The organism is Parabacteroides vesiculifaciens (genome assembly GCF_049860805.1).
GTDB lineage: Bacteria > Bacteroidota > Bacteroidia > Bacteroidales > Tannerellaceae > Parabacteroides.
The window spans coordinates 2995983-3012333 of the sequence record NZ_CP187555.1; the positions used below are offsets into that span (position 1 = coordinate 2995983).

16 protein-coding genes and 1 tRNA gene are annotated in these 16351 nt (G+C 46.5%); 7 read left to right on the forward strand and 10 right to left on the reverse strand.

Annotation, left to right across the window (positions count from 1 at the left end):
* Positions 1 to 31: 31 nt before the first annotated feature.
* Positions 32 to 105: transfer RNA gene (locus ACPYIV_RS12170), tRNA-Arg, on the reverse strand.
* A gap of 197 nt (positions 106 to 302) precedes the next feature.
* Here ACPYIV_RS12170 and asnA point away from each other — a divergent pair.
* Together asnA and ACPYIV_RS12180 are read left to right on the forward strand one after the other, a co-directional pair.
* The gene (asnA, locus tag ACPYIV_RS12175; RefSeq protein ID WP_293741041.1) at positions 303 to 1340 is read left to right on the forward strand and encodes an aspartate--ammonia ligase; all 1038 of its coding nucleotides are present in this window, start codon (positions 303 to 305) and stop codon (positions 1338 to 1340) included.
* Between the two features lie 115 nt (positions 1341 to 1455).
* Positions 1456 to 2118: a uracil-DNA glycosylase gene (locus ACPYIV_RS12180; RefSeq protein WP_425883223.1), complete on the forward strand. Its 663-nt coding sequence runs from the start codon at positions 1456 to 1458 to the stop codon at positions 2116 to 2118.
* 7 nt (positions 2119 to 2125) lie between these two features.
* Here ACPYIV_RS12180 and ACPYIV_RS12185 read toward each other — a convergent pair whose 3' ends face one another.
* Both ACPYIV_RS12185 and ACPYIV_RS12190 read right to left on the reverse strand, forming a co-directional pair.
* Positions 2126 to 4888, reverse strand: a complete 2763-nt coding sequence (locus ACPYIV_RS12185; RefSeq protein ID WP_293734623.1) for a putative LPS assembly protein LptD — start codon at positions 4886 to 4888, stop codon at positions 2126 to 2128.
* Between the two features lie 65 nt (positions 4889 to 4953).
* Positions 4954 to 5496: an HDIG domain-containing metalloprotein gene (locus ACPYIV_RS12190; protein ID WP_293734622.1), complete on the reverse strand. Its 543-nt coding sequence runs from the start codon at positions 5494 to 5496 to the stop codon at positions 4954 to 4956.
* 90 nt (positions 5497 to 5586) lie between these two features.
* On the opposite strand from ACPYIV_RS12190, the gene ACPYIV_RS12195 reads away from it, so the two are divergent.
* Both ACPYIV_RS12195 and ACPYIV_RS12200 read left to right on the forward strand, forming a co-directional pair.
* Complete coding sequence (locus ACPYIV_RS12195; RefSeq protein WP_425883226.1) at positions 5587 to 6780, forward strand: exo-beta-N-acetylmuramidase NamZ family protein; 1194 nt, start codon at positions 5587 to 5589, stop codon at positions 6778 to 6780.
* 143 nt (positions 6781 to 6923) lie between these two features.
* A complete protein-coding gene (locus ACPYIV_RS12200; protein WP_293734620.1) occupies positions 6924 to 8720 on the forward strand; it encodes a sensor histidine kinase in 1797 nt (598 codons plus the stop codon).
* Between the two features lie 53 nt (positions 8721 to 8773).
* Here ACPYIV_RS12200 and ACPYIV_RS12205 read toward each other — a convergent pair whose 3' ends face one another.
* The 3 genes from ACPYIV_RS12205 to ACPYIV_RS12215 form a co-directional block, all read right to left on the reverse strand.
* Positions 8774 to 9217 (reverse strand): META domain-containing protein, encoded by a 444-nt coding sequence (locus ACPYIV_RS12205; protein ID WP_293734619.1) that lies wholly within the window; start codon positions 9215 to 9217, stop codon positions 8774 to 8776.
* A gap of 10 nt (positions 9218 to 9227) precedes the next feature.
* A complete protein-coding gene (locus ACPYIV_RS12210) occupies positions 9228 to 9653 on the reverse strand; it encodes an META domain-containing protein (RefSeq protein WP_293734618.1) in 426 nt (141 codons plus the stop codon).
* Positions 9654 to 10288: 635 nt separating this feature from the next.
* Positions 10289 to 11188, reverse strand: a complete 900-nt coding sequence (locus tag ACPYIV_RS12215; protein ID WP_425883229.1) for an Rpn family recombination-promoting nuclease/putative transposase — start codon at positions 11186 to 11188, stop codon at positions 10289 to 10291.
* Between the two features lie 225 nt (positions 11189 to 11413).
* Between ACPYIV_RS12215 and ACPYIV_RS12220 the strand changes: the two genes are divergently transcribed.
* The 3 genes from ACPYIV_RS12220 to ACPYIV_RS12230 are packed head-to-tail and all read left to right on the forward strand — an operon-like array spanning position 11414 to position 13518.
* A complete protein-coding gene (locus ACPYIV_RS12220; protein ID WP_293733860.1) occupies positions 11414 to 11896 on the forward strand; it encodes a helix-turn-helix domain-containing protein in 483 nt (160 codons plus the stop codon).
* On the forward strand, positions 11889 to 13139 hold the full coding sequence (locus ACPYIV_RS12225) for a M23 family metallopeptidase (RefSeq protein ID WP_301842684.1): 1251 nt from the start codon (positions 11889 to 11891) through the stop codon (positions 13137 to 13139). Before ACPYIV_RS12220 ends, ACPYIV_RS12225 begins: the two co-directional genes overlap by 8 nt.
* A 10-nt stretch (positions 13140 to 13149) precedes the next feature.
* Entirely contained in the window at positions 13150 to 13518 is a 369-nt protein-coding gene (locus ACPYIV_RS12230) for a YccF domain-containing protein (protein WP_293733862.1), read from the forward strand.
* A gap of 10 nt (positions 13519 to 13528) precedes the next feature.
* Here ACPYIV_RS12230 and ACPYIV_RS12235 read toward each other — a convergent pair whose 3' ends face one another.
* The 4 genes from ACPYIV_RS12235 to ACPYIV_RS12250 form a co-directional block, all read right to left on the reverse strand.
* Entirely contained in the window at positions 13529 to 14188 is a 660-nt protein-coding gene (locus ACPYIV_RS12235; protein WP_293733863.1) for a M15 family metallopeptidase, read from the reverse strand.
* Between the two features lie 37 nt (positions 14189 to 14225).
* A complete protein-coding gene (gene murI, locus ACPYIV_RS12240; protein WP_293740955.1) occupies positions 14226 to 15059 on the reverse strand; it encodes a glutamate racemase in 834 nt (277 codons plus the stop codon).
* Positions 15060 to 15158: 99 nt separating this feature from the next.
* Positions 15159 to 15656, reverse strand: coding sequence for an OmpH family outer membrane protein (locus ACPYIV_RS12245; RefSeq protein WP_293740956.1), 498 nt, complete (start codon positions 15654 to 15656; stop codon positions 15159 to 15161).
* Positions 15657 to 15728: 72 nt separating this feature from the next.
* The gene (locus ACPYIV_RS12250; RefSeq protein ID WP_005637338.1) at positions 15729 to 16244 is read right to left on the reverse strand and encodes an OmpH family outer membrane protein; all 516 of its coding nucleotides are present in this window, start codon (positions 16242 to 16244) and stop codon (positions 15729 to 15731) included.
* Positions 16245 to 16351: the final 107 nt, after the last annotated feature.

The following is a 16351-nucleotide window of genomic DNA, read 5'->3' on the forward strand; positions in this document are numbered from 1 at the left end:
AAAGGACTTCCAGCACTTGGAAGTCCTTCTGTGATCCGGGTGGGATTCAAACCCACGACCTTCAGAACCGGAATCTGACGCTCTATTCAGCTAAGCTACCGAACCAAAGACAGCGCAAAAGTATATATAATCTTGCAGGAAAACAAATGAACGGGCAAAAAAAGATTACATTTGATATTTTGCAAGCTACCTATCGACAATCACTTCCATTTTGCAAATAAAAAAAGGCGCACAATTGCTATTTTGCCATTAATTTGTATCTTTGCCACGCATTATTTACAAACATAAAGCACAACAAGTATATGAGCTACTTAATTAAACCAGCAGGATATAAGGCTTTATTGAACTTATCGCAGACCGAGATGGGTATCAAAAAGATCAAAGACTTTTTCCAGCAAAACCTGTCTTCCGAATTACGGCTACGGCGCGTCACCGCCCCATTGTTCGTTTTAAAAGGGATGGGTATTAATGATGACCTGAACGGTACAGAACGCGCTGTCACGTTTCCGATCAAGGACCTGGATGATTCCAAGGCAGAAATCGTCCACTCGCTTGCCAAGTGGAAACGCCTTACTCTCGCCGATTATCAAATCGAAAAAGGTTACGGTATCTATACCGACATGAACGCCATCCGGTCCGACGAAGAATTGGGGAACCTCCATTCTTTATATGTCGACCAGTGGGACTGGGAGCGCGTCATGGGAGCCGAAGAACGGAATGTGGAATTTCTGAAAGAGATCGTGCGTCGCATCTATGCCGCTATGGTCCGCACCGAATATTTAGTCTATGAGATGTTCCCGGAAATCCGTCCGACGCTTCCGCAGCAAATCCATTTCATACATTCCGAAGATTTGTTACAGAAATATCCGGCTTTCACGCCGAAAGAACGGGAAGATGCGATCACAAAAGAATACGGAGCCGTATTCATCATCGGTATCGGTTGCAAGTTAAGTAACGGAGAGAAACACGACGGGCGTGCCCCGGACTACGACGACTGGTCGACAGTTGCCGAAAACGGACAAGTCGGGTTAAACGGCGACCTGCTCGTCTGGGATGAAGTCCTGAACCGCTCGATGGAACTGTCATCTATGGGTATCCGCGTGAATAAAGATGCGCTACTTCGCCAACTGGAGATTTGCAATGCAGAAGAAAAGAAAGAACTATACTTCCATAAACGCCTGCTGAACGGCGAACTACCCCTGAGCATCGGCGGAGGTATCGGACAGAGCCGCCTATGTATGTTCTACCTGCGTAAAGCCCATATCGGGGAAATCCAGGCAAGTATATGGCCGGAAGAAATGCGCCGCGAAGCACGCGCTGCCGGTATGTACCTTATTTAAATGAAAATTAAAAATTGAAAATTGAAAATTAAGGATGGATTATTGATAATTATTTCTGATATTCGCGTGACAAAGATAATTTTCAATTTCTAATTTTCAATTTTCAATTACCGATATGGACGTCAAGATAGAACAAAGCTGGAAAGAGAGACTAAGTTCAGAGTTTGAAAAAGACTATTTCAACCGGTTGATCACATTTGTTAAAGAAGAATACCGCCAAAGAACCATTTATCCTCCCGGTCGCTGCATATTCAGTGCGTTCGAACATTGCCCGTTCGACAAAGTCAAAGTGGTCATCCTCGGACAAGACCCCTATCACGAACCCGGGCAGGCACACGGACTTTGTTTCTCCGTCCAGGACGGGACTCCTTTTCCCCCGTCGCTCGTCAACATCTTCAAAGAAATCGAAAGCGATTTAGGCAAACCTGTTCCGCAGACCGGAAACCTGCTCCGATGGGCAGACCAAGGCGTCTTGCTTCTCAACGCAACCCTGACCGTTCGTGCACACCAAGCCGGCTCACACCAGAATAAAGGCTGGGAAGAATTTACCGATGCCGTAATCCACCGTCTGGCAGAAGAGCGGAGCCATATCGTTTATATCCTGTGGGGTTCCTATGCGCAGCGGAAAGGTGCTTTCATCGATGCCTCCCACAACCTGGTCCTGAAATCGGCCCACCCGTCTCCCCTATCCGCTTACCGCGGGTTCTTCGGGAACAAGCATTTCAGCAAAGCAAACGATTATCTGATCGCAACCGGACAGACTCCTATCGAATGGTGATATTTTATTAATCCCATTTCTGTCCGTCACGATAGTTGCTGCTCTGGCGCCATTTCAGGTCTTTCAGCAGAGACGAACTTACAGCGATATTAAAGGTATAGGACTTATACGGGCCCACCGGAACAAAGCTGGCTGTCATTTGCCAACAATGCAGGTCACGGGTTATATTACAAGTCATATAAGAGATCTTATGCGTGTCAAAGTCATAGGTGGCGTTGAAGTTAAAACGCCAGTTCTTCGTCGGCTGGATATTGCCGTTAAAGCTCAACGCATGCGTCAACTTGTACTTATACTCGAGTTTGTTCGGATCAAAGTCTCCATAACGCAATTGCATGCTATAGCTGAACGAAAGGCTCCAGGGCACTTTATTGATCATATAACCATACGAATCATATTCGCCCGTCTCTTTCTTTGCGCCACGCAAACGGCCACCCTCGGTTTTACCCTGTTCACCGTCTTCCCCCGAAGAGATTTGTTCGAATTCAGGATCGTTAGATGCATTCGGATCAGTCGGAGGATTATCGGAATCGCCGTTGCTATCCTTCTTACCGAACAATTTGCCGAACGTATCGTTATTAAAGGTATAAGAGAAACTCGTTCCGGTCTGGCGCAAACGTCCGATCCCCTTACCGGCCTGCCAACGCGGGATATCCAGGCGGCGGACTGTCCCGGTCGATTTATCATAACCATAGGTGTACGTATCGAACGTCCCGTTCAGGTTCAAGGTATAGCTCTTTGAAAACTTAAGGCGCAAGCCTACGCTCAAGTCACTCCATTTGAATGAATCGGCCGCCATATTATAGCTCATGCCCAGCGACAACTTATCGATCAGGCTGATCTTACGCTCACCCGTCGAATCGCGATCCGACTTGATCTTCATTTCAAGGTTGTTATCCAGCTGGAAGCTAAGGCTCCCCGACTTCCCGTTGGGAGCATAACCAAACATTCCACTCTCGAACGGAGTATAAGAGACATGTTGCTCTTGTCCAAACTGGTCTTCATACATAAGGTCTTTCCAAAAACCATATTTGGAGGCTCCGAAATCAGGCGTATAGCTCAAGGTTACCGAAGGCTCGAAGCGGTGACGGATCATCTTAACCTTATCCCCCAAAAACGGCAGCGGTTTGTAGAAACCATATAAGGTAGTAGAAGCCGAAACCGAAGTGCTGTAATCGAATACGCGGTAGAAACCGTAGGTCGTATCACGCGCAACCACCTGTTTCTTCTGCATATCGTATGCTTTCTCCACCTTATTGGTGTACCAACGTTCGGTATAGTTGAACGACGGGGAGATATTCAGATATTTGAACAAGGAGAAAGTCGCACTCACCGGAATCTGATGCTGCATGGCATTCCGCCAGTCCTTCACTAAGCTCGACTTGAACAATTTGTCTTCTTTCGTATCGATACTGTTACGCAGGTAACCGTTGTAACTCATGGAAATCTTTTCATACCACCGTTCTTTGCCGACCGCATTCTTGCGTTTGAACGGAAAGATACGGCTCATTGTAATCGTAATATCGGGCAAAGTCAACGAGATCGTGGAGTCTTTCGAGCGCTGGTTCACGTTCATAGTAGCCGACAGGCTGAACGGATTGTTCGGGAAACGCTGTGTAAGACTGATACTGGACCCTTTGGTATTCTGGTTTGCATCTGCAAATCCCTGCGAGCCCGGATAGAAACTGTTCAGGTTGTTACGGTCGTAGCTGCTGGTCGCAAAGTTCACACTTGCTGAGAAAGTCCGGTACGGGTTGGCTTTCGGGTCCTGCGAATGTGTCCAGTTCAGTTTGAAGTCCTTCGACAGGCTATAGTCGGGAAGCCCTTTGTCGCCCAAGCGGGTAACCAGATAGGAAGCATTGAAGCTACCCGAATATTTATACCGCTTGCGGTAGGAAGAGCGTGCAGACAATCCCCAAGAACCTTTCGTATAGATTTCACCGGTCAGCGCCAGATCCATATAATCGCTTAAAGCAAAATAATACCCCCCATCGCGGAGGTAAAAGCCACGCGAGCTTTCATCCCCGAAAGTCGGCATGATAATACCCGAAGAATAAGAGCTTGAGAATGGGAAGAAACAGAAAGGCAGGCCGATCGGATAAAGCGGAACATCTTCAAACACCATATAGACAGGCCCCGTCACGATATTCTTCTTCGGCCGGACTTTCGCCTTCGTCATCTGGATATAGAAGTGGGGATGATCATGTTCGTCGCAAGTCGTATAACGTCCGCCGACCATATTCAGGACATCGTTATCCATCTTTTTGGTACGTCCGGCCGTCACATATCCTTCGCCCTGTTGCGTGATCACATCCGTGATGTATCCCTTCTTCGTACCGAAATTATAACGCATAGTCTTTGATTCATATTGCTGGTCACCGTCTTTAAAGAGCGGATAGCCGAATTCTTCACCGATCGAGTCGAGACCGAACGTGGCATAGACGAGGCTACTATCCATATTCATCTCGATTTTATCGGACTGGAGTTCGATCTGCTGGTACTTCACGTTACTTTCCCCGAACAGATATGCCCAGTTCGCCCCCGTCATGATAATGGAGTCTTTCGCCTGGTAAGAGACCGGAGCGTCCAGACCCGCCTGCTTTTTGGGAACGCTGTCCAAGGCAAGCACACTATCCTGTCCGGCGGGTACGATCGTATCGCCCACGACAGCCATCACAGTGTCGGTCGGGGCAATAAGTTCCTGCGCCTCAGTCATCATGTTTCCGGTGAGGAAAAGCAACAAAATAATCAGGCATTTGTATTTCAAAAACATTCCGTCGTTATTTGCAGTGTGTTACAGCGGGCAAATGTATAACAATTTAGTGAGCCAATCCCTTTTTATTCCCCTAAAAAGAGTTTACACCAGTTATCAAACCGTTCGACCGTTTCGCTTCCATACTTGGAGAGGCCTTGTTTTACCTTTACGACAGACTTTTCTTTGTCCAGCTTCGTTTTGCTGTAAAACTTATCGGCGAAACAAATCAGTTGTTCTTCCAACGTTTCCGGCATAAAATCGCGGTGCGGAAGAGGCAGGTCACGCTCTTCGATCATGGCCAGCGTGATGCCCGTTCCGGTATGCCGTTCGCACACACGGGCATGGCGTGGATAGCCCTCCGTCCGCATCAGTCCGGCCCCCAGGTAACCATGGCAAATATACTCCGCATCCCCATGACAATCTATATCGGGAGCATTACAACGGAAAATACCGATATCGTGCAGCATGGCTGCTTCCTCTATAAAGGTAAGGTCGAGATTCATCTCCGGATGCATCCGGGCTATAGCCAAAGCTTTATCCGCCACACTTCTACTATGAACAACCAAAATCCGGCGCACCTCCGAATCTGCCGGGTAATATTTGGCAATAATATCTAAAGGGTTCATAACATTCAATCACTTTATTGGGAGACAAAGATACGTAATAAACAAAAAGAATCGTTACTTTTGCAGAAACAAATAGTAAGGAATGAGTCTATGAGAACAGTTATCAGGTGTGCCTTCTGGCTGTTAAGCCTGTTCTTAATATCCGAAATTCAGGCTGTCACTCCACAGAAAGAACCTCTAAAGCTGGGAGCCGAACGTATGGATGTCGTTACCCGCCTGTTGAAAGACAAACAGGTCGGATTAGTGGTGAACCAAACCTCCATCCTCGAAAAGCAGCAGAAACATTTGCTTGACGCCCTGTTGGAAGAGGGTGTCAACGTAAAGAAAGTGTTTGCCCCCGAACACGGTTTCCGCGGGACGGCCGATGCCGGCGCGGAGGTCAAAGACAGCCGTGACGTGAAAACAGGCGTCCCCATCATCTCTTTATATGGCAAAAACAAGAAACCGACGGCTGAACAACTGGCCGGCTTGGACGTGGTCGTATTCGACATCCAGGATGTCGGAGCCCGTTTTTATACCTACATCAGCACCATGCACTACGTGATGGAAGCCTGTGCTGAAAACGAAGTCGAGTTTATCGTCCTGGACCGCCCCAACCCGAACGACTTCGTCGACGGCCCAGTCCGCCAGAAAGGATTCGAATCGTTTGTCGGCGTGGACCCGTTGCCCATACTGCACGGGCTGACGATAGGCGAACTGGCTTGGATGATTAATAAGGAAGGTTGGCTGAAAAGCACGCCCGACACCTGTAGACTGCATATCGTCAAGATGGAAAACTGGCGTCACGGCGATCCGTACTGGTTGCCGGTAAAGCCCTCCCCCAACCTGCCGAACGACCAGTCGATCCGCCTGTATCCGTCGCTCTGTTTCTTTGAAGGTACGAATATCAGCGTAGGACGCGGTACCTATTACCCGTTTCAGATACTGGGCGCTCCAGATCCGCGATACGGAGATTTCACATTTACGCCAACTTCGCTGCCCGGATTCGATACGAAACCGTTGCACCAGGATAAAGAATGTTACGGCCTGGACCTTCGGGAATATCCTTTTGCGGGAGGACTGACACTGAAGTTCTTCCTCGATTTCTATAATAAAGCCGGCAATGACCAGGCCTTTTTCTTCACCCGCCCGCAATGGTTCGACCTGCTTGCCGGAACAAAAGAACTGCGCTTCCAGATTGTCCGCGGCTTAAACGAGGACGAAATACGCGCAAGTTGGCAACCGGCATTAAACGAATATAAGAAAATCAGAAAGAAATATTTGTTATATCCCGATTATCGTTAACTTTGAACGTTTTTTACAAAACAATACGGGTACAATTGATAAGTGTTTCTTCTTTGAAAATACATATATACATAGCGATACTAATATTAGCCCTTTGTTTTCCGCATGAAGCAAAGGGTTTCTCCGATAAAAAAGAAAAGGATTTGTTTCATATCCTTGTCATACAGTCTTACAATCAAAGTCTGAGTACCTACTCCAAGTTCGACGAGTTGTTGCACGGGAAACTCGAGGAAAAACAGATACACTCTTCCATCCACACATTCTACCTGGACTGCGAGCGTTATAATGCCACAGACGAAGAAGCCCGGATGTATTCCTTCCTCGACACTTTAAGTTTCAAACCGGACATCATCATTTCCAATGACGACCAGGCCACCTACACTTTAATGGCCTGCAATCATCCGCTCGGCAAGACGATCCCGGTTGTCTTTTCGGGTGTCAACTTCCCCAACTGGGAACTATTGGAACAGCATCCCAACTTCACCGGCTACTGGGACAAGCCCGAATACCTGAAAAACATACAACTGATCGAAAAGCTATACGGAAGATCGAAAATCCTGATCTTTAAAACGAAAGAGTTCATCGGCAGAAAAGCGTTCGAAGCCTTGATGGAGAATATCCAAGGTCATGGAATAGCCGTTTACGAAGGTCTGTATCAAACAAGACCCCAAACGACTTCCACAGAAATCCAGCCGGGCAAAGAAGGCGCATCCGCTCTATATACGACCGCAACCGCAAGCCTGACCGCCCGCCAGCTTCTTTGGGTGTTCGAAGACAAGCCCTACACCGCTTGTATGCAAATCATCCTCGACTTCAATGTCCTGACTGTCGGACGCCTGGCCAATGTACCGAACTTCACGGTCATTAACAACGGTTTTAACGACAACAAGGGGATCACCGGAGGCTATTTCACAACCCTGCAAATACAGGCTGAGTGTGTTGCCAAAACAGCTGCCCGCATCCTGAAAGGCGCTTCTCCAACTGACATTCCTATCGTAGAAAGTCCCAAAACATTTGCTTTCGACTGGAAAGAGATGCAACGTTTCAACATACGGCTGGACGATCTGCCACAAGGAAGCGTCATCTATAACATGCCATTGGAAGTCCGTTACCGAAACTATATTATTGCAGGTGGAATCCTGCTCGCCATAGCGGTCGTCTATATCATCCTCCACCTCATTTACATGTATCGCCGCGAAAGCGAACGGAAAAAGCAGGTACAGCTCCGGTTGGTCGAAGAAAAAGAGCGGGCCGAAGAAGCCAATAAGATGAAATCGGCATTCCTCGCCAATATGAGTCATGAAATACGTACGCCCTTAAATGCGATAGTCGGCTTCACCAACCTGCTGCAAGACGAACAAGATCTGAGCAATGAAGAAAAGGATCTTTTCCGCGATACGATCAATAAGAACAGCAACCTGTTACTCAAGCTAATCAACGACATTCTGGAACTCTCGCGCATCGAGTCGGGACGTATGTCATTTACATTCGACGATTGCTCCCTGAACGAGTTGCTGGAGGAGATTTACCAGACGCATCATCTGCTTATGCCTTCCAATATCCGCTTTCTGAAAGAGTTCCAGGAGACGGAACTGGTTATCCATGTAGACCGTTTCCGCTTTACACAGGTGATAACGAACTTCATCAACAATGCCGTCAAATTCACTTCAAAAGGCCATATCCTGTTAGGGTATATCTACAAAAAGGAAGAAAAAGAAGTTCATATTTTCGTCGAAGACACCGGAAAAGGGATGTCGGAAGAAAATCAAAAAAAAGTATTCGAACGCTTCTTCAAAGCAGACGAATTTGCACAGGGAACCGGCTTGGGCCTGGCGATCTGCCAGACCATCGCCGAACGCCTGAACGGACGGATCACCCTCTCGTCCCAGGAAGGCAAAGGCAGCCGCTTCACTCTGATCATCCCCTGCAGGCCGAAATAAAAAAGGCGGACCGTGTGCCGGAACCGCCTTTTAAAACATTTCTACAATGAATATCACTTCTTTTCCAATACCATCAGTTTAGTATTGTCTATGCCATACAGAGCGATCTTATCGACTGGCTTCGTATCTCCTTCCGCTTCAAAGCGAACGACTTTGTCCAAAGCCTCCAACAGTTCGCGCTCACCACTCATATCCGGGCAAGCCATACGCGTCGTCGCGACCTGCGGGAACTTAATGATATGCTTGTGAGAATCGCTATATTCGATCTGCCCCATCATCCGGTTACAACCAGCCTTCCCGGAAAGAGAATGACGAGCCACGTCAAACTCGATCACCTGGTTCGTTTCGGCAGGATTCAACGTCTTTCCGTTCAGCTCGATAATGTTCCAGCTACCGTCCAGATCGGAGAAAGTCGCCTCCACGCCCTTTTTCGCCTTACAGGAAGCAAAGATACCGATGCTCAAAACAGCCAGGCAAAGATATATGTACTTCTTCATTTCCGTCCGATTAGTTTTTTGACAAAACCAACAATACGTTACCGTTGGCATCGACCAGCAGCATTTCATTCTCAGACTGGCCGGCTTTTACGCCTTTCACGTCTCCCATAGCTTTCAGGATCGCATCTTCGGTTTCCATATCCGGGCAAGCCATCATAGTGGTAGCGGCAGGATTGATCGTGATGGAAGAAACATCCTGGTCATCCAGCACGACAGTCGAATTAAAGATGTTACATCCCGCATTACCGTGGACTTTATTATCTTTCATATCAAACTCCATATTGGGCAAACCTTCTTTCAGTAACTTTTCACCTTTCACTTCCACAATATTCCATTTACCTTCCAACTTCTTTGCATCTGTTTTGGCTTCAGAGCAAGAAAACAACATCCCGACAAAAGCAGGAACCATCAAAAGTGTCAAAATAGCTTTTTTCATCTTTTTCTTTTCATTTATAATTATCACTCGTAAGGATAAGACGTCGAATCCTTGCAAAAAGTTCCCGAAGGAGTTATTATTTAATATATCTTAACGCATAGTGTTCCTGATAAAACAAGTATAATCCATACTGTCAAGAATGAAGCTGCCTCTGCTTATTAAAACACAGGTATTTTGATTGCAAAGCATATATGTTTTGAAATCGAATCACCGGTGTTTTGAAAAGGAATGCCTGGCCCTTCCCCAAAAAGCAGGCATTCGTTGCCGAAAAGATGCCTACCTTTTTTCCATCCCCCTATAGGCTTTTCCCCAACACCCTTAAGGGTATTTTTTTTAGCCTTTAGGCTATATTTTATGGGACAAACCCCAATCCGCCCTCCTATATCACAAAACCGAAAACCGGGTTCACAGGTTGTAAAAGACCTAATGATCAATATTTTGAAGTGAAGGCAGTGAAGTTTGATTACATGATTGAATAAAAAATATGGAAGAGGAGACTATCAATCACGATCTATTTTAGCAGACATTCACAGATTTCACAGTAATATTCTGATTTTTAACACCTCACAGCAAGGTGAACCCAAATTGAATAAAACAACCGGAGAAGGTCATTTAGAGGATAAGCATCGATAGATTTACAAACCGCTGATTTCTTCCACCGACAGACCGGTGCATTGCGCTATCGTTTCGATATTTACTCCCTGTTTCTTAAAATTGGCAGCAATAAGGCGCTGTTCTTCCGCTTTGCCTTCCATTTTACCTTCCGCTTTACCTTTCTCCATCCCGTCTTCAAAACTGGTATCGAGGGCGGCAGAAAGATCGCGTTCGACGGAAAGACTCAATTCGTATTCTAAGCGCTGGTCGGGAGTCATGCGCTCTACCTCCACGATGCTTTTCAGCTTCCGGAATATCTGATTGTTCAGTTCTTTGGGTAATCGTTCCATGATCTCGATGTTGTTTAAGACATATAACCACTTCTTATAAAGCGTATCGCACTCATGCAAAGGTAATACAAATTTCGGCATTTCAAGATAGATTTCATTAAGCGTTTCACTAAACGGAACCTTCAACTCACGATCCATGCGGACGATGTCCCAGCGGTATTTGTCTGGCAATGACGGTTCCATGATGTAATTCAGGACACAAATGACGTACACTTTATTGATCTGGTAGTTCCAACATTTACGAACCGCCTCGTCGGGTTCCTTCTCCAACTTTTCCTTTACGATCATCGTCTGTTGCTGGATAGCAAACGAAGCGTAGTATAACACTCTGTCGGAGAAATACTTCTGACGGCTTTTCTGCATCTCGACAATAAACACTTCGCCTTTTTCATTCTCACAAAAGATATCGAAGACAGCCCGTCGCTGGTCTTGTTTCAGGCCGAGCATCTCGACGTTCCGAAACGTGATGTCGACTATCACTTCTTGCTGGATAACTTCATTGAGAAAACTGATAATAAGATCTTTACTTAATTCACTCCCGAAAATCAACTTCCACCCGTAGTCCGAAAAAGGATTGACAAATTTACTCATAGCTAAAATGTTTTAGTTATGCCCAATAGCAGGCATGCGGTAAATGTAGGCATTATTATTTACATCGAATACCTATTGAGGGATTTATTTCAAGATCTGCAGGATATGAACTATAAATGATGGATCAAATCAGCCAATATCCTAACCACCAACAAAGGATTTAGCCAATTAAGAAGCCTTATGGATTAATTTTGTATATTTGTTGCAACGTAAAAATAGTATAATATGGACGCAAAAGATTTATTGAACAACAGCTGTATACATCATGGACGCAACCTCGTTCGTCTTATGAACAGAAAAGGACTCAAAGTGGAAGATCTGGAGAAAGCACTCCAATTATCACAAACACAGATACAGGAACTAATGGAGATGAAAAAGATCGATGACGAGATGTTGGATAAACTGGCAAAGGCTTTGGATGTTTCGGTTGAGACGATTAAAGAAATGAGAGAGGATGAGGCTTCGGTCAATATTGAAAATAACACATTCAATATTGAAAATGAGAATAACACCAACAGCCCTGTTTATAATAATATAGTTGGCAATCAGGAACAGACGAACAACCACAAATACGACAACGTTTCTTTCACCCAAATCATCGAAGCCTACAGGCTGATGCTTAAACAGGAACGGGAAGAAGTGAGCAAACTTCAAAAGCGTGTCGATGAATTGGAAAAGCAAAAGAACCGGAAGCCTGAGAATGAATAAGAGTATCGTCCTATATTTGTTACTGGCAGGATTGCTGACCTGCTTTTCCTGTACACATACGAAACAACAACCCGAAGAAGAAGGCGTCGACAGCGAATGGCTCGACAGCCTGCAGCACGTATACCAGTACGGCGTTTGTATCGATTCGCTGAACGTGACGGAATATAAGATGAAAAACGGCGATAACCCCGCCTCTATCTTTTCCAGTCTCGGTTTCTCCGCCATGAAAGCGGACAGCATCACGAAGGCTTCGATCAATGTCCTGGACCCGACCAAGCTCCGCGCGGGCATGAACTACTATACGTTTACGACCCAGGACAGCGTGGCTGATATCCGATATATCGCTTTTGCCAAGTCGCTCGTCGACTACGCCGTCATCGACCTGACAGGCGATTCGATCCTGGCTTACGAATTTAACAAGCCCATCACCATCAAACGCCATTATACGGAAGGCACGATCAATTCCTCTCTCTGGAACGTGATCAAGGCGAACGGGGCGGACCCGTTGCTGGCTATCAAGATTTCGGATGTGTATGCCTGGCAGATCGACTTCTTCGACGTGAAAGAAGGAGATTCGTTCCGGGTGCTGTACGACGTCGCCTATATTGACGACACGACCGCCCTCAATATCACATCCATCGAAGGGGCCGTATTCACGCATCAGGGAAAAGACTTTACCGCCATACCGTTTACACAGGATAGCGTTTTCGAATATTTCGACCTCGAAGGGAACAGCCTCCGGAAAGCATTCCTAAAAGCGCCGCTGGATTTCTTCCGCATCACTTCGCGCTTTACAAACGCCCGCTTCCATCCGATCCTAAAGCGCTACCGGGCGCACCACGGAGTGGACTACGCGGCTCCCGTCGGGACGGAGGTCAAGAGTATCGGAGCCGGAACTGTCATCGCCAAAGGATATATGGGCGGTGGCGGCCATACGTTGAAAGTGAAACACAACTCCGTATACACAACTTCCTACATGCACCTGAGCAAATATGCCAAAGGCATACAAGTCGGCAGCCACGTACAACAAGGACAGGTGATCGGCTACGTCGGTTCGACCGGCCTCTCGACAGGGCCTCACCTCGATTTCCGGGTATATAAGAACGGACAGCCGATCAACCCGCTACAGATGGAAGCTCCGCCTTCGTTGCCGGTCAAACCGGAACTACGCGACAGTTTCGCGATCGTGAAACGGACGGTATTGGCGGAATTGGACAGCATGAGAGTTAATAACAATTTATAATAATGACACTATGAAGTTTTTGGGAAATATCATCTGGCTTATCTGCGGCGGATTGATCACGGCCGTGGAATATCTGATATCCAGCTTGCTGCTGATGGTTACGATAATCGGTATCCCTTTCGGGTTGCAGACCTTGAAGTTAGGGATGCTGGCCCTCTGGCCTTTCGGCAGCCGGGTGACGGACAACGGCAATTCAGGCGGTTGCCTGTGCCTGATCATGAACGTGATCTGGATATTCATCGGCGGCTTTTGGATCTGCCTGACGCATTTATTCTTCGGGTTGCTGTTGTGCATCACGATTATCGGCATTCCCTTCGGCAGGCAGCATTTCAAAATGGCTGCGCTGGCTCTTACGCCGTTCGGAAAAAATATCGTTTAGAAGAAAAGAATCAGTCTATCACCGGATAGCTCTGCCGTGCCTCTTGGCGCGTGCAGGCGTTGAAATGCCACCATTCGTACAGGATGGAACGGAATCCTGCTTTTCGCATCAGCCGTCGTAACAGACGGCGGTTTCCGTATTCGGTGCGGGTAATCCGGCCGTTCTCCAGCAATGCCTCTTCATTATTGGTATGCGCTTCTTCGCCAAAATAATCGAAAGGAGTGCCCATAGGAAGAGGCATGCCTTTTTCGTCGAGGATCGTCAGATCGACTGCCAAGCCGTAGTTATGCAGGCCTCCCCCGTTTGCCGGATTGCTGACATAGTTAGTTTTATCCGTTCCACGGACAAGCGCCCACATCTTCTTTTGTACCGACATGGGACGGGCGGCATCATAGATTACAAACCGCCATCCGGGATGTTCCTCTTTCAACAGTCGATGGGCGGCAAGCAGTTTGCGGGCCGCATCGGGATGCAGCCAGGCACGCGTGATCCCGGAATAAACAGCCTTCCCAAGAAAATTCTCCGCCGTCGCATACACCAAATCCACCCGCAACGTCGTATCCATAGCAGAAACATCCACCAAGTCCCGTTCTGCCATATATCCATCCAAATCCTGCCCCTGACAGAATACGGAGATAAGAAAAAAGAGTATGACGTAAAGATATTTCATAATTGACAGATATGAACTACCTCATATTCTTATATTTTCAATCAATCGAAATCTGTTCCACCTCTACGGGATGGCTCAGGAAGACAGAGGCGGCATCGGAGAATTTGGTGGCGGACTCGGTGGTCAGGAAACGGCAATTACCCTGTTTTGTCAAACGGCCATCCATTTCGGGATGGCGACGCAGGTAATCGATCAGGCTTGCGGCCACGTATTCCCCTTGCGAGAATAAAGTAATTCCGGCAGGCAGGAATGCCTTGATCTTTTCAACCAGCAACGGATAATGCGTGCACCCCAAGACAAGCGTATCGATCTCCGGATCGGCAGCCAGGATATGCTCCAGATGCTTCCGTACGAAATAGTCCGCTCCCGGCGAAGCAAACTCATTATTCTCGACCAGCGGGACCCACATCGGACAGGCTTCACCCGTAACCGTTATATGCGGGAACATCTTCTCTATTTCCATCGCATAAGAGCCGGAAGTGATAGTTCCGGTCGTCCCCAGAATGCCGACATGCTTGCTCCTGCTGATCTGATCCATCAACTCCACCGTAGGCCGGATTACGCCCAACACCCGGCGGTCCGGATCCCACTGTGGCAAGTCCCGCTGCTGGATCGTACGCAAAGCTTTTGCCGACGCCGTATTGCAAGCCAGGATAACAAGCTGGCACCCTTCATTGAAAAGCGTCTCCACAGCCTGCCTTGTAAAACGGTAGACGACTTCGAACGAGCGTGTGCCATAAGGCGAACGGGCGTTATCGCCTAAATAAATATAATCATACCCCGGCATGGCTTCCCGTATCTTATCAAAGATGGTAAGCCCTCCGTAACCGGAGTCGAAGATACCAATCGGGCCTGGTGCAGATGAAAACATGGGAGAAGTTATTTATTTTGAACTTTGAAAGATATATAGACAACGAAGGATGCCTTTCCGAGAGAGGCATCCTTCACTATTTTATGATTGCTAATGCTATTAGTTAATACCTAACTTAGCTTTTACGAACTGAGTTGCGTCAACAGCAGCGTTACCTTGATAAAGAACAATCTGCGGATCCAGAATATAAACATATCCTTTTTCATCACCGACTGCCTTGATTGCATTTTTCAGTTTGTCCTGGATCGGAGTAAACAACTCACCCTGCTTCTTCTGGAAATCCTGCTGGGAGATCTGGATGAAGTTCTGTGTACGCTGTTCCATATCCTGCAATTCCTGCATTCTTCTCATTTTGATATTTTCTGTCAATGAATCCTGCTGAGCGACAAAATCAGAATACTTTTTATTGTATTCGTCCTGCATTACCTGCATTTCGTTCTTGTATTTGGCTTCCATGTCAGCCATCTGTTTCTGCATAGTTGCAAATTCCGGCATAGCCTGGATTACTTCCTGCGTGTTTACAATCGCAATTTTAGATTCTTGAGCAAAAACACCCAAGGGGAGCATCATCAACAAAAAAATAATCAGTTTCTTCATTTTCCTATAAAATATTACTTGTTATTAATCATATTCTTAACTTGCTTCATTAAAGCGCACAAATGTAAGCATTTATTTTGAATATCCTAACTTTATCAGGACTTCATTGCTTATATCGATCTTAGGAGAAGCAAAAATGATATTCATCGACGAAGCCCGGTCCATGACCATCTGATAACCTTTGTCTTCAGAGATTTCCTTCACGGCATTGTAAATTTCATCCTGTATCGGTTTCATCAGGCTTTCACGTTTCTTAAACAGCTCGCCTTCGGGACCGAAATACTTACGCTTCAGATCCTGTGCTTCCTGTTCTTTCTGAACGATCGCTTCTTCACGTTTCGATTTCATCTCGGCAGACAGGAATACAAGATCACTCTGGTAAGTTTTGTACATATTCTGTGCTTCCTGCTGGATAGCATCCACTTCATTCTGCCATTTCTTGGAGACCTGGCTCAACTGCTCATTCGTCATCTCATAAGCCGGAATATTTTTCAATATATATTCCATATCTATTAAAGCAAACTTTTGTGCGTGCCCTGCAAACGAGCAGAGGAACAACAGACAGCTTAAGGCAATAATCTTTTTCATACACATGTCATTTATAGTTTTACCTTCTGACCGCAAAGATAAGAGATTTGAAAGTTGAAAACTGAAAATTGAAACTTAATAAGATACAATTAACAATTTAACAGACT